The 12,996-nt window shown below is 41.3% G+C and carries 11 protein-coding genes; 7 read left to right on the forward strand and 4 right to left on the reverse strand.

Features of this window, described 5'->3' with window-relative positions:
* Position 1 precedes the first annotated feature (1 nt).
* A complete protein-coding gene (locus P8610_RS16700) occupies positions 2-856 on the forward strand; it encodes a CheR family methyltransferase (protein ID WP_394605366.1) in 855 nt (284 codons plus the stop codon).
* Between the two features lie 41 nt (positions 857-897).
* Here the strand turns inward: P8610_RS16700 and P8610_RS16705 are convergent, their stop codons facing one another.
* Positions 898-2,028, reverse strand: a complete 1,131-nt coding sequence (locus P8610_RS16705; protein WP_394605367.1) for a SpoIIE family protein phosphatase — start codon at positions 2,026-2,028, stop codon at positions 898-900.
* Between the two features lie 487 nt (positions 2,029-2,515).
* Here P8610_RS16705 and P8610_RS16710 point away from each other — a divergent pair, with 487 nt between their 5' ends.
* The 4 genes from P8610_RS16710 (at position 2,516) to P8610_RS16725 (ending at position 7,119) form a co-directional block, all read left to right on the forward strand.
* Positions 2,516-3,286 carry a DeoR/GlpR family DNA-binding transcription regulator gene (locus P8610_RS16710; RefSeq protein ID WP_394605368.1) on the forward strand — a complete coding sequence of 257 codons (771 nt, stop codon included), beginning with the start codon at positions 2,516-2,518 and terminating at the stop codon, positions 3,284-3,286.
* A complete protein-coding gene (locus tag P8610_RS16715) occupies positions 3,283-4,590 on the forward strand; it encodes a four-carbon acid sugar kinase family protein (protein ID WP_394605369.1) in 1,308 nt (435 codons plus the stop codon). The genes P8610_RS16710 and P8610_RS16715 overlap by 4 nt, the downstream gene beginning before the upstream one ends.
* 30 nt (positions 4,591-4,620) lie before the next feature.
* A complete protein-coding gene (gene pdxA / locus P8610_RS16720) occupies positions 4,621-5,655 on the forward strand; it encodes a 4-hydroxythreonine-4-phosphate dehydrogenase PdxA (RefSeq protein WP_394605371.1) in 1,035 nt (344 codons plus the stop codon).
* A gap of 90 nt (positions 5,656-5,745) precedes the next feature.
* The gene (locus tag P8610_RS16725) at positions 5,746-7,119 is read left to right on the forward strand and encodes a GntP family permease (RefSeq protein ID WP_394605373.1); all 1,374 of its coding nucleotides are present in this window, start codon (positions 5,746-5,748) and stop codon (positions 7,117-7,119) included.
* 352 nt (positions 7,120-7,471) lie between these two features.
* On the opposite strand, the gene P8610_RS16730 is transcribed toward P8610_RS16725, so the two are convergent.
* Positions 7,472-9,013, reverse strand: a complete 1,542-nt coding sequence (locus P8610_RS16730; RefSeq protein WP_394605375.1) for an ATP-binding protein — start codon at positions 9,011-9,013, stop codon at positions 7,472-7,474.
* A gap of 163 nt (positions 9,014-9,176) precedes the next feature.
* On the opposite strand from P8610_RS16730, the gene P8610_RS16735 reads away from it, so the two are divergent.
* Positions 9,177-9,692 (forward strand): DUF3189 family protein, encoded by a 516-nt coding sequence (locus tag P8610_RS16735; RefSeq protein WP_394605376.1) that lies wholly within the window; start codon positions 9,177-9,179, stop codon positions 9,690-9,692.
* Positions 9,693-9,734: 42 nt separating this feature from the next.
* On the opposite strand, the gene P8610_RS16740 is transcribed toward P8610_RS16735, so the two are convergent.
* Together P8610_RS16740 and P8610_RS16745 are read right to left on the reverse strand one after the other, a co-directional pair.
* Entirely contained in the window at positions 9,735-10,187 is a 453-nt protein-coding gene (locus P8610_RS16740; protein ID WP_394605377.1) for a hypothetical protein, read from the reverse strand.
* 163 nt (positions 10,188-10,350) lie between these two features.
* Positions 10,351-11,754: a DHA2 family efflux MFS transporter permease subunit gene (locus P8610_RS16745; protein ID WP_394605378.1), complete on the reverse strand. Its 1,404-nt coding sequence runs from the start codon at positions 11,752-11,754 to the stop codon at positions 10,351-10,353.
* A 223-nt stretch (positions 11,755-11,977) separates the two neighbouring features.
* Here P8610_RS16745 and P8610_RS16750 point away from each other — a divergent pair, with 223 nt between their 5' ends.
* The gene (locus P8610_RS16750) at positions 11,978-12,781 is read left to right on the forward strand and encodes a YihY/virulence factor BrkB family protein (protein WP_394605379.1); all 804 of its coding nucleotides are present in this window, start codon (positions 11,978-11,980) and stop codon (positions 12,779-12,781) included.
* Positions 12,782-12,996: the final 215 nt, after the last annotated feature.

The following is a 12,996-nucleotide window of genomic DNA, read 5'->3' on the forward strand; positions in this document are numbered from 1 at the left end:
GATGAAAGATTTCATTTGGAACAACGATGACAGTCAGGAAATGAATATTACGGAAACGATTGAGATGGATTTGTTGCTAGAAGGGTTGTACCGCATATCTGGTTTTGATTTTCGCCAGTATATGCGGTCCTCGATCCATCGGCGCGTTCAAAATCGCATGCAGATCGAGCAGATCCCAACAATAACAGGCGTATTGGAAAAAGTGCTGCATGATTCATCTTTTATGACGAAGCTGCTTAATGATTTATCCATTAACGTAACCGAGATGTTCCGCAATCCAGAGTTTTTTAGAGCGTTTCGGGAAAAGGTGGTTCCGCAGTTGCGGGAGCTCCCCGAAATTCGAATTTGGCACGCAGGATGCGCAACTGGAGAAGAAGTATATTCAATGGCCATTCTAATGGAAGAAGAAGGACTTAGTCATAAGACAAAATTATACGCGACCGATATGAACGAACCTGTGCTGAACAAGGCGCGTTCAGGTATTCTACCGCTTAGTAAAATGAAAACGTACACGAAGAATTATATGGCTGCTGGAGGCACGCGAGCCTTTTCTGAGTATTACACGACGGACGGTCACTTCGCTTATCTGAACCCGTCGTTATTAAAACAGATCAGCTTTGCTCAGCATAACCTCGTGACAGATCATTCTTTTAACGAGTTTCATGTTATTCTTTGCCGCAACGTACTGATTTACTTTACAGCGGCTCTGCAAAACCAAGTTCATGAACTGTTTTATGACAGTCTTAGTCCTAATGGGTTCCTTGGCCTCGGCGATAAGGAATCCATACAGTTTGCGGACTGTGCGGATAAATATGCTGATTTTGCAGAACAAGCGAAGATTTACCGTAAAAAATAAAAGCAGGATGAAGGGGTATGAGACCTCTTCTTCCTGCTTTTTTAGTTCGCTTGTATCATCATAATACACATATCATCGCTTTGTTCGGTTTGCTGTTCTTCTGGTATCACGAGGTGGATTGGCGAGCGGATGTTGCTCCATTTTTCCGATGCCACGTATTTCAACTTCTCTAGCATCAACTCTTCATCATCCCCAGCTTCTAGCACGCCGTCCGTAAAGAGCAGGATCTGAATGTTGTCTTCATACTGAATTACTGACTTTTTAACCTCGATCTGTTCAAAAAAACCAACGGCATAGCAGCACCGTTCAATAGGACGAAGTGAGTGGTCAACAAGTGCATATCCTTCAGGATGTCCGGCATTCACATATTCAACAGTCTTTTTCTCTGTATCGATCAAAAGATAGATGCCGGTGAAATAGTAGTTGTAATCGTTCTTCGGATTGTGAAGAAGCGCCATATAACGGTTCAGTTCCTTGATAACGAGTTCGGGATCTCTCAGTTCTTTAATCGTATCCCTCATAACCGAAGAGATGAACATACAAACAAGAGAGGATGAAATGCCGTGGCCCATCATGTCGAGAAGAATGATGCCATAACGGTGGTCATCAAACTTGTGCCAATAATACATATCCCCAGCGAGCTTAAAGGAAGGAAGGTGAGACACATTAATCGTGATGTTGTCCTCTTTTATAGGTGGATTTAACAGTCCTTTTTGAACTTGCATGGCAAGATCGAGCTCATTTTGAATCTTTTGCTCCTGCTCGGCATGCCAATCCTTTTCGTATTTTAAACGAAGTGCCACTCGAATTCTTGCAAGCAGTTCAATTTTATTGATCGGCTTTGTTACATAATCCATTCCGCCGCAATCTAGGGCTTCCGCCAGTTTGCTAGAGTCTTCAAGAGCCGTGATGAAGATGATCGGAATATCTTTAAAGCGTTCGTCCTGCTGTAGGCGATGGCACGCCTCGATCCCGTCAATCTCAGGCATCATGATATCAAGAAGAATGAGGTCGACTGATTTTTTATTAAGCTGACTTTCGTTTTGCTCAAGATAATCAAACAGCTGTTGAGCGGATGAAAGAGAGGTACAGTCTTCGTATCCTGCATTTTTTAATATTTTTTGTATTACAAATAGATTTACTGTATTGTCATCAACGATCAGAATGGACATTTTAAAATTCTTCCCCTTATGTACCATTTATTGTGTGTTTTTCTAGGATCATTCAATTTCTTTAAATCTAGTATACAAGTAAATGTTAACAGAGACTATTATTAGGTACTTTAAGTTAAAAAACGATATATGGTTGAGAGGAAAATGGTTTGAATGCTAGATTTATATGTTGTGTATATTAGTTGAGGTGTGTTTTGTCAAAGACATTTATTCATTCTGATCACTTCAAGCAGACACAAAAAATAATTACGAGGTAATCCAAATTATATCCGGAGATAACCTCATTAATTACGTATATAGACCAAATAATTACGTGTATAAAAAAATTCATCCGATTTTCGACACACTACGACACCAATTAATCAATAATCCATTAATATCCAAAAACATAAATGTTCATTTTAAACAAAAATCATTGACATTTATGTTTACTTAGAACATTATATAAATTATAAAGTGTTCGAAAATAACAAAGGTGATGAAAATGATGCCTAAAGAACGTAGAGAACAAATTCTTAAACAGTTAAATACAAACGGAAAAATAGATATTGAACAATTGGTAAGTGAATTAAATGTTTCAGCAATGACGATTCGCCGTGATCTTGCTTACCTCGAAGAGAACAATCAAATTATTAGAACGCATGGCGGTGCAATTCTAAACAAACCACTAGTTGTTGAATCTTCATTCCGAACAAAGGAAGGCAAGTTCAATGACCGCAAGAAGATGATTGCAAAAAAAGCCGTGGAGTTCATTCAAGAACACGCAACGATTCTTTTAGATTCAGGGACGACAACACTAGAGATTGCGAAACTACTAAAAGATAAAAAGACGATCACCGTTGTTACGAATGACATTAAGATCGCAGCCGAGCTTACTGATACCGACGTGAAAGTGATCGTTACTGGCGGAGAACTTCAAAATAATGTTGGTACTTTATTCGGTCCCTTAACCGAACTGATGTTAAGAAACATTCATGTTGATGTATTTTTCCTAGGAGCTCATGCCATTGATTTTAAAGCGGGTGTTACAGCACCAACTTTTGAAAAGGCTTCCATAAAAAAGCTCATGATTGAAGCGTCGGAAAAAACATGGCTAGTAGCTGACTCCAGCAAGTTTGACCAAAAGTCACTTACGAAAGTATGCGATCTCACACAAATACACGGGTTAATTACGGATCGCGGTATTTCAGAAGAAACTGAAGAAAAACTGAATGAATACTTGGATGTAGTAACCGTTGAAGGTGGTGAGCAGAAATGAAAGTTGGCGTCATTGCGGATGATCTAACAGGTGCCAATGCAACTGGAGTAAAGCTCATAAAACAGGGATTTGAAGCAGCGACGATGGTCTATTACGATCAGGAGCCTGCTTCAGGAAGCTACAATGCAGTTTGTATCGACACAGATAGCAGGTATGCACGAAAAGATGTTTCCGAAATGAGAATCAAAACAGCATTAAACAATCTTCAGCGTTGGGGAGCAGACGTAATCTGCAAGCGAATAGACAGTACGGTAAGAGGAAACATCGGCATTGAGATTGATAATGTTCTACATGGACTAGGAGAACAGTCGATTGCGGTAGTTGTAGCATCGTTTCCAGAATCAGGCCGCATCACATCAGGCGGCTACTTACTCGTAAACGGTGTGCCGGTTCAAGCCACAGATGTAGCGAAAGACCCGGTTACTCCACTGACTGAATCGTACGTTCCTTCTATTATAAGAAAACAAAGTGTACACGCTGTTGCTCACATCGGTCTCGAAACCGTACTGCAAGGAAAAGATGCTATTTTACAAGATTTAAAGAAAAGTATAAAGGCAGGCAATCGCATTCTGGTGCTCGATGCAGTGACAGATGAAGAAATTGAAGACATAGCTCATGCAATGGCACTGATTGAGGACTACAAACTTGTTCCTGTTGATCCTGGTCCACTAACCGCTCTTTATGCAAAAGCGTATTCTAGCCAGCACACACAAAGTAAAAAGATTATCGTCACAGTTGGCAGTGTGACTTCCTTAAGCGCTCAACAATTGACATACCTCATCGATAAAACGAATGCTAATCCGGTCTATGTGAATGCGGAAAAATTAGCAAGTCTATCAGACAGCTGGGAAGCAGAGGTCGAGCGTGTGGTGAACGAGGCTTTAGAAGAGATACATGAGCAAGATATCCTGATTATCACCACGAATTCTCCATCATCCAAGCAATTAGATCTGAAACGTTTAGCGGAAGAGCAAGGCGTCAGCCAAGATCAATTAGCGAAAAGAATCGCGGATGGGTTAGGAAAAATTACACGAATTGTGATTCAGTCTACCAACTATGAGATCGGCGGCTGCTTCTCCAGTGGAGGCGATGTTACAGCGTCTCTGTGTTCAGTAGGAAGAGCTGAAGGTATCAAGCTGAAAGACGAGGTGCTTCCTCTTGTAGCATACGGTCAGTTCATCGGAGGATACTTTGATGGCATACCACTCGCTACTAAAGGCGGTATGGTGGGCGACAAAAAAGCGATTCATACAATTGTAAAACATCTTTTAGCGAATCAAACTTCCAGCAAACAAGTCCAATAAAATTTTATAGATTCCTAAGGAGGAAAAAACATGACAACAGCAACGAAAACAACAACTACTGAAAGAGCCATTATAGCTATTCCAATGGGTGATCCAGCAGGTATTGGACCAGAGATCACAATGAAATCTCTTGCTAAAAAAGAAATTTACGACGTATGTAAACCACTCGTTATTGGGGATGCTGCTGTACTCCAAAAAGCAATCACAATCGTTGGTGCAGATCTTACAATTAACGAGGTAAACGCACCAGCAGAAGGAAAGTACGAACTAGGTACAGTTGATGTGATCAACTTAAACAACATTAATATGGACCAGCTTCAATACGGTGAAGTTTCTGCACAAGGTGGACAGGGAGCTTTTGAATACATCAAAAAAGCGGTAGAACTTGCAACAGCTGGGGAAGTAAAAGCACTTGCAACAACGCCGATCAACAAAGAATCTCTTAAAGCAGCGAACGTTCCATATATCGGTCACACGGAAATGCTTGAAGCTCTTGCTGGCTCAAACGACCCGTTAACGATGTTTGAAGTAAAAGGAATGAGAATTTTCTTCTTAACGCGTCACTTATCATTGAAAGATGCCATTGCGGCAATGACGAAAGAACGTGTGCATGATTACTTAATCCGTTGTGATCGAGCGCTCGCTCGCCTCGGGGTTGAAAACAGAAGATGGGCAGTTGCTGGTTTAAACCCGCATAGCGGTGAAGGCGGTCTTTTCGGTTGGGAAGAAGTAGAACAAATCAAGCCAGGTATTGAGATGGCAGTAGCAGACGGGATCAACGCGGTAGGTCCTGTTCCAGCAGACTCTGTTTTCTTCCAAGCTTTAAACGGAAAATACGACGCTGTACTATCTCTCTATCATGACCAAGGACATATCGCTGCAAAAATGACAGATTTTCATAGAACCATTTCTATTACGAATGGTCTGCCATTCTTAAGAACTTCTGTAGACCATGGAACGGCATTCGATATCGCAGGAAAGAACATTGCGGAAAGCACAAGTATGGAAGAGTGCATTAAGCTTGCTGCTCAATATGCTCCAAAGTTTACAGCAAACAGTTTGTAATTTGTTTTTTGCATAAGGTGAAGGGTGGAAAAAGCCCTTCACTATTATTCCAATAAAATAAAAGCGCTTACATTAAAGGGGGTTAATTGAATGGAAGTTTCAGGAGCACAAATGGTAGCTGGGTTAGTTCTTGGGGTTATTGCATTAATTTTTCTCGTTTTAAAAACAAAGGTTCACGCTTTCTTAGCTTTACTTATTGCAGCATCTATCGCCGGTCTTGTGGGTGGAATGGAACCTGGAAAAGTGGCAGATACCATTTCAGCAGGTTTCGGCAGTACGTTAGCATCTATTGGTATCGTTATTGGCCTCGGTGTCATGATCGGACGGATTCTAGAAGTATCTGGAGCTGCAGAAACATTAGCTTATTCTCTGATTAAAGCAGTAGGAAGGAAAAAAGAAGAATGGGCGATGGCGATTGCGGGTTACGTTGTTTCCATTCCAATCTTTGTAGACTCAGCGTTTGTTATTTTAAATCCACTTGTAAAAGCACTATCTAAGAAAACAGGGAAGTCAGTCGTTTCATTAGGTGTTGCGCTAGCAGTCGGACTCGTCATCACGCACTCCCTCGTACCGCCAACTCCTGGTCCGTTAGGTGTAGCAGGGATTTTTGGAGTCGATATTGGTCTTATGATCGGACTTGGTCTTTTGTTCGCCATACCGACGATGATTGCAGGTGTATTGTATGCAAAATGGATAGGCAAAAGAATCTATCAAGTGCCAGATGATTCAGAGTTAGGTTTTACACGGCCAAATAAACAAGCAGCCTATCAAGAGTTCATCGAATTAGCAAGCGCAAGAGAACATGATCTTCCATCACTTGGCCGCTCATTATTACCAATCGTTCTGCCAATACTACTAATCTTTTTAAATACAACCTTAGCGGCGCTTGAATTAACATCCGGATTCTACGGTGTTCTGATTTTCTTAGGTAAACCGATTATCGCAGTCAGCATTGGATTAATTGTCGCGATTTATGCTCTAGCAGGAAACTTGAGCCGTTCTGAATCGCTTGATCGAATGGAAGAGGGAATTCAAACTGCAGGGATTATCCTTTTAGTAACAGGTGCAGGTGGTGCGCTTGGAAATGTTCTTCGTGAAAGCGGAGCAGGTAACTATATTGCGGAAAGTATTGCAGGCCTTGCATTGCCAGCAATCTTGATTCCTTTCTTTGTAGCCACGATCGTACGTTTAGTACAAGGAAGCGGAACGGTTGCGATGATTACGGCTGCGTCCATTTCCGCGCCAATTCTATCACAGCTTGATGTCAACATGGCGCTAGCTGCCCAGGCAGCAGCGATGGGATCAATGGTATTCTCGTATTTTAACGATAGCCTTTTCTGGGTGGTTAACCGAATGCTCGGGATTAAGGATGTAAAAGAACAAATCATGGTTTGGTCGGTCCCAACCACAATCTGTTGGTTCGTCGGATTAGTCTCACTTTTAGTGGCGAACATGATTTTTTAAACAAACGTTTAAAAAGATGCTCAGGATTTTGAATCCATGAGCATCTTTTTCTTCTTTAATGAGTGCATTAAGTATGAAAAACAAAACGGAAGTGACGGAACAATGTGTTATGCAGGAAATGAGTGTGTTTTTTGAGAGGACATAAATTTAGTTTGTGTGTTTTGAAAGGACACGTAAAAATATATCCACATTAATTTCAATATATCCACGTTAAATCTAATAATTCCACGTTAATTTTAATAAATCCACGTTAAATAGAATAAATCCACATTAGCCAAAGTTAACCTTATAACACGACCGTTTCTTAGAAGATGCTCACGATTTCCCCCACCTTGAGCATCTTCTGTCTATCTTACGTTAATGTATCAACTTTCAAGGGCTGTCCATTAGTTGAAGCATGCATAGGCAGTGTAATCGTAAATGTAGTTCCTTCATTAAAAGCGCTATCCACCTCAATCGTGCCCTGGTGATTCTGGATAATTTTGAAGCATACCATAAGACCAAGGCCTGTTCCGTTAAATTTGGTCGTATAAAAAGGTTCACCTAACCGCTTTTTTTGCTCTTCAGTCATACCCACTCCGTTATCTTTTATGTAAAGTACGATGTTGTCAGCAGAGGACGCAGCGGATAGCTGAATTCTTCCGCCATTCGGCAGAGCTTCCATCGCATTTTTGATCATGTTGATGATCACTTGAGTAAGCTGATTTTTCTCACCATAAACGAGTGGGATACGTTCTTGTTTTTCAAATAAAATCACGACGTTTCTTAAGTTTGCTTCAGGCTGCATGAGATCGATGACGTTTTGAACACTGTCTGTGATGTTGAACCAGCTGAAATAGACGGCATGCGGTTTTGCAAGGACCATCAGTTCGCTCACGATAAAGTTGATACGATTGATTTCGGTCAGAATAATGTCTTTATAAAAGGCGTTCTTTTCTGGATCTGATTCATTGAAAAGCTGAACAAGTCCGGCGATGGAAGTAAGCGGATTGCGGATTTCATGTGCAATACCGGCAGCCAAGTCACCAATCAAGGAAACTTTTTCTGACTTTAGTAAAATTTCTTCGGTTTTCTTCTTTTCCGTGACATCGTACTGAATCGAGATGTGCTGATATGCGACTCCCTCAGGATCTAGAAAAGGAATAATCGTTGTATCGACCCAATAAAGTGAGCCGTCTTTCGCTTTATTACAAATCTCGCCGTTCCACACTCTGCCGGCTTTAATTTCTTGTTTAATGTTCTCCAAGTATTCGTCTGAATGAACGCCTGATACGAAAATCTTGCCGTGATCTTGTCCAATCAACTCGTTTCGATCATATTTCGTTAGTCGGCAAAAGTGGTCGTTCACTTGAATGATATGATTATTTTTATCGGTTATCGAAAAAATCGTAGCTTCAAAGAGCGCAGTTCGAATGTTGTTCAACTCACCAATGGAAATATCCAGATTTCGGTTCGTATGCTGAAGCGCTTTTTTCGTGTTATGCATAAATGTCGTATAGTGCGTGACAATGGAACGGGCTGCTAGATCAATCTGTAGATGAATATTGTTGCAGATTTTAGTAACAGAATCAGCGGGAATGGATTCTTCCTCTAAAAACTCACAAATAACTACGCGAGTTTCAAAGATAAAGTGAAGGGCGTGATCGAGCGGTATCTCACTTTCAGACGAGCGCTGCCCGAATGCGTTAGCCCACCTTCGGATCTTTTCCTCGACCAAAATTCCTTCTTCCATAAGAGATTCTCCCAAATAGGAGAATAGCGTTTCCATCCAAAAAGGTAACTTTACTAAATAGTTCTTATAGTTTCTGTCTAAGTTCTCGATCGGCGATAATCGGTTTACAAGTTGCTTGCTGTTATTGATAATTTTAGTTCCAAGTTCTCTACAACCTTCCATATGAGTGCCTCCTCGAACAGTGTCCGAATGTTTATGAAGAACTCTTCGACATTTCGACAAATATCCCTTCTAACGATTTTAATGTCATCTTTATGAAGAAAGGTATCTTCATAAGGTGAAACGGAGAGAATGATGGATGAAGTAATCTTAGGAGCTGTATGGAATGATTTATATTTATAATGATTACGGAGGTACGCATACCACGTCACTCGCTGCGGCATTTCATCTTAAAAAGCTGCCTCGAAATGTAGAGCTTTCTAAAGAACAGATACTTAACGTGCCATACTTTAATAAATTAAAAACGTCAGATATGGGGACGATTATCTTTCACGGGACAGATGAAGATGGTCATTCCGTCTATACGGTAGGCCGGGGCAGATCTAAAATTTTTGTTCCTGGTCTGAAAAATTTATTTGAACTTTTAGAGAAGAGAAACAACACAGGGGAAAGAATCATCTTTTCCAACACCTCACCGACAGTCCCGCTGGCCATGACGTTCGGTGGATTGTTTTCCAGAAGACTCGGGATTGATTTTATCGGAGTACCGCTTTTAGTAAAAGGGGTAAAACAAGCTTCTGCACAAATCGCTTATCTTGTTGAACAAACGAAACAATCGGCAAAAGAATCTCATCAACAGGTTGTTATATTAGAAAACAAGAAAGATTTCTTATATACGTAAAATAAAAGACACTTCATCGCTGTGATCAAGTGTCTTTTCGCTTTAAATCGCTTGTAAAATACTCTCCATATAGGTTTCCGTAAAGCAGTGGAAGCAGAGATCGAGCATCTGATTTATATCTTGAACAAGCCTAATCGTTTCTTTCACCGTGTAACCTTCTTCTTCAGAAAGTTTAGCGATCACGCTTATGAGTTCTGATCGAATAAAAAGATTGGGTTGCATCGCAATATCAAGGGACTGACCATACTGAAGCGCATATTGAGCCGTATGAATCGACCACACTTTTAACCCCTCTTCCTTTACTCTTGGAGACAGCAATAGAGAACTTCCTACAAGTTGGACAAACTTTGTTATGTAATCGATAGATGATTGAAGGTCGTACAGCTGATTTTCTTTTACGGGGTATTTCTCAAAGCGTCGGCTAATGATTTTTTCAGCTAGGGAGGGAGCTTGATTCACTAAAGTTTCTGCTAGTTTTTGTTGGATAATATTCAATATATAAGCCTCCTGTTTAACTAGTTATATAAAAAATACGATAAGGAATTTAATTGTTTAGAAGGGTAAAGTTCTACCTATATTAAGTATTACTTATGAAAGATGGAATGTCACGAAATATTCAGTGGAATTACAATAATTTCACAAAATAAGGCAGCTGGAATCAGCTGCCTTTTACTTCTGTTTGTTTTTCTTTTATGAAAAAAGAGATAACCAGTCCGATCAACGATAGAACAGAAATAACTATAAATGCCATGTTTGCGCCGTACATATCCGGGTGCGAGATCTCTGGATTTTGTCCTGCGGTAGAGGCTGTTGTTGTCATCACGGTTACTAAAATGGCTGTACCGACAGAAGCGGCAATCATTTTCATCGTGTTATCCATGGCCGCACCATGTGGAATCAATCGTTTCGGCAATCGGTTTAAGCCTGCTGTTGCAACAGGCATCATGACCATTGCAAGTCCGAACATCCGTACACTGTACATAAACGTGAGGAAGGTGAAGGATGTTGACGGGCTTAGCGTAGCGAACGCGAACGATGATCCCGTAATAATGATGAGTCCCGTAAACGCGAGCCACCGCGCACCGAATCTATCAAAAAGTCTACCCGTGATCGGCGACAGAAGACCCGTGATCAGTGCGCCTGGTAAAAGAGCGAGTCCTGCTTCAAACGCCGTAAAATCCCTCATGTTCTGCATGAATAACGGAATAATTGTCTCCGCTCCAATCAATCCCATGAACGTGATCATTCCAATAATGACCGTGAGTGGAAAGATGGAGTTCGCGAACACTCGGAATTCCAGCATGGGATGCGCTAATCTCAGTTGTCTTGTGATGAAGAGGACGAGTGCGATCACGCCGATTGCGAGCCAGAGCAATGTCGGTGTTGCCGTCCAACCTAGGTTTCCGGCGCACGTAAACCCGTACAGCAGCCCTCCGAAACCGAACGAAGAGAGGATGATTGATAAAACATCCACTTTTGTTTTTGTTGTCTCCGTAACATTTTTCAGCGCAAAGAAAGCGATGACGATATCAATGATCGCAATCGGCAAGATGATGAAGAACAGCACACGCCACGAATAATGGGACGTGACCCAGCCAGATAATGCAGGTCCGATTGCAGGCGCGAATGAAATCACGAGCCCGACTAACCCCATCGCTGATCCCCGTTTGTTCACCGGAAAAATCATAAGAAATACGGTTTGCATCAGCGGAAGCATAACGCCCGCTCCACTTGATTGAATAACCCTTCCGAGCAGCAGCATCTCAAAGTTTGGCGCGAGGCCTGCTACCAATGTGCCAAACGCGAATACACTCATTGCTGTGATAAAAAGCTGTCTTGTCGTGAACCGTTCGAGCAAAAAGGCGCTGACCGGAATCATGATCCCGTTAACAAGCATAAAAACGGTCGTCAGCCACTGCGCACTGTTGGCCGTTATGTTCATCTCTTTCATAATTGGCGGAATCGCTGTAATCATCAGCGTTTGATTAAGTATCGCAATAAACGTACCTGCAAGAAGCAAGGTAACGATTGTAGAATGTTTATAGTTTTGTGTCGTTTCCATTTGTGGTGTCATTCCCATCTGACAAAAAGTAATGTTTACAGCTTACAGGATTTTGGGTGGGAATGACATTAACTTGCTTAAGATAAGTGGCGGGGATACAACACCGATATGATAACAGCCCTAATTAGGTTTTTTTAAAAAAATTGATCTGATTGGACAACTTTTTGCGTATATATTATAGTTACTACTTTTAAGGACTGGCCTAGATAAGAGGTGTTGCAACATGAATATCATTGAAGTCCTAAATAAATTAAGCGACCGATTCTTTAAATTAAGGGTTTACGATCTGTCAGCACAGATGGCGTATTACTTTTTAATGTCGGTCTTTCCGTTTTTATTGGTGATCTATTCGCTGCTGACGTATTTGCCGCTGCGCGAAGAAAATATTTTGGAGCTAATCCAGCCGTATGCGCCAGACAGCACATACGCATTGATCGAAAAAACATTATCCTACACCGTTATGAGACAAGAAGGGAATCTGCTGTCGTTCAGTTTGATCATAACGTTGTGGCTATCATCCATGGGTTTTCAATGCATGAAGCGCATATTGAATGACGCGTATGAAGTAAGAAATGAAGAAAACATGCTGAAGCAAATCGCAGAAAGTTTGTTGTTAACAATAGGATTCATGATTGCCGTGCTTTTCTCCGTGTTTGTTCCGATATTTGAAAAAGTACTGCGTGTATATTTAGATGGCATTTTTTCTAATGTGGCTTTCCAAAAGCTCTGGATCATCGTACAGTGGGGAATCGGAACTGTGTTTCTACTGGTTTTCTTTATCGTGCTGTATTCGTTTGCGCCAAGCATCAAATTAGGGTTTCGTAAAGTGCTTCCAGGTGCGTTTTTTGCGACGATCGGCTGGCAGCTCGTTTCGATGGGCTTTGCCTCCTACGTGAGCGGGAACAACTATTCCGCGTTATATGGGCAAGTGGCAGGTCTCGTAGTGTTGATGCTGTGGTTTTATCTTTCTGCGATGATGATTATAATCGGGGGACTGCTTAACACGGTGGTTCATCCGGAAAAATAAAGGTGAGGGCTGATCCTGATGTGGGGTCAGTCCTTTTATTGTAGAGAGAGAAGGCATTTTTACGGTACGTGTTTTTTTATTTATTACACGTTCGCCGATAGAAATGCCGTTTCCACTGATAGAGCAGCAATTTACACCGACAGAAGTTCAATTTACGCCGATAAAAGTTCTGTTTTCACCTGTAACACTCTTATTTCCACCGATAGACTATCATC

Source organism: Fictibacillus sp. UD (assembly GCF_043558025.1).
Lineage (GTDB): Bacteria > Bacillota > Bacilli > Bacillales > Fictibacillaceae > Fictibacillus.

Excerpts from the sequence above, each read along its gene's own strand:
- P8610_RS16705 (WP_394605367.1), bottom strand. The coding sequence starts at position 2,028 with ATGTCCATTCTGATCGTTGATGACAATACAGTAAATCTATTTGTAATA.
- P8610_RS16735 (WP_394605376.1), top strand. The coding sequence starts at position 9,177 with ATGATTTATATTTATAATGATTACGGAGGTACGCATACCACGTCACTC.
- P8610_RS16730 (WP_394605375.1), bottom strand. The coding sequence starts at position 9,013 with ATGGAAGGTTGTAGAGAACTTGGAACTAAAATTATCAATAACAGCAAG.
- P8610_RS16725 (WP_394605373.1), top strand. The coding sequence starts at position 5,746 with ATGGAAGTTTCAGGAGCACAAATGGTAGCTGGGTTAGTTCTTGGGGTT.
- P8610_RS16710 (WP_394605368.1), top strand. The coding sequence starts at position 2,516 with ATGCCTAAAGAACGTAGAGAACAAATTCTTAAACAGTTAAATACAAAC.
- P8610_RS16715 (WP_394605369.1), top strand. The coding sequence starts at position 3,283 with ATGAAAGTTGGCGTCATTGCGGATGATCTAACAGGTGCCAATGCAACT.
- P8610_RS16750 (WP_394605379.1), top strand. The coding sequence starts at position 11,978 with ATGAATATCATTGAAGTCCTAAATAAATTAAGCGACCGATTCTTTAAA.
- pdxA (WP_394605371.1), top strand. The coding sequence starts at position 4,621 with ATGACAACAGCAACGAAAACAACAACTACTGAAAGAGCCATTATAGCT.
- P8610_RS16700 (WP_394605366.1), top strand. The coding sequence starts at position 2 with ATGAAAGATTTCATTTGGAACAACGATGACAGTCAGGAAATGAATATT.
- P8610_RS16745 (WP_394605378.1), bottom strand. The coding sequence starts at position 11,754 with ATGGAAACGACACAAAACTATAAACATTCTACAATCGTTACCTTGCTT.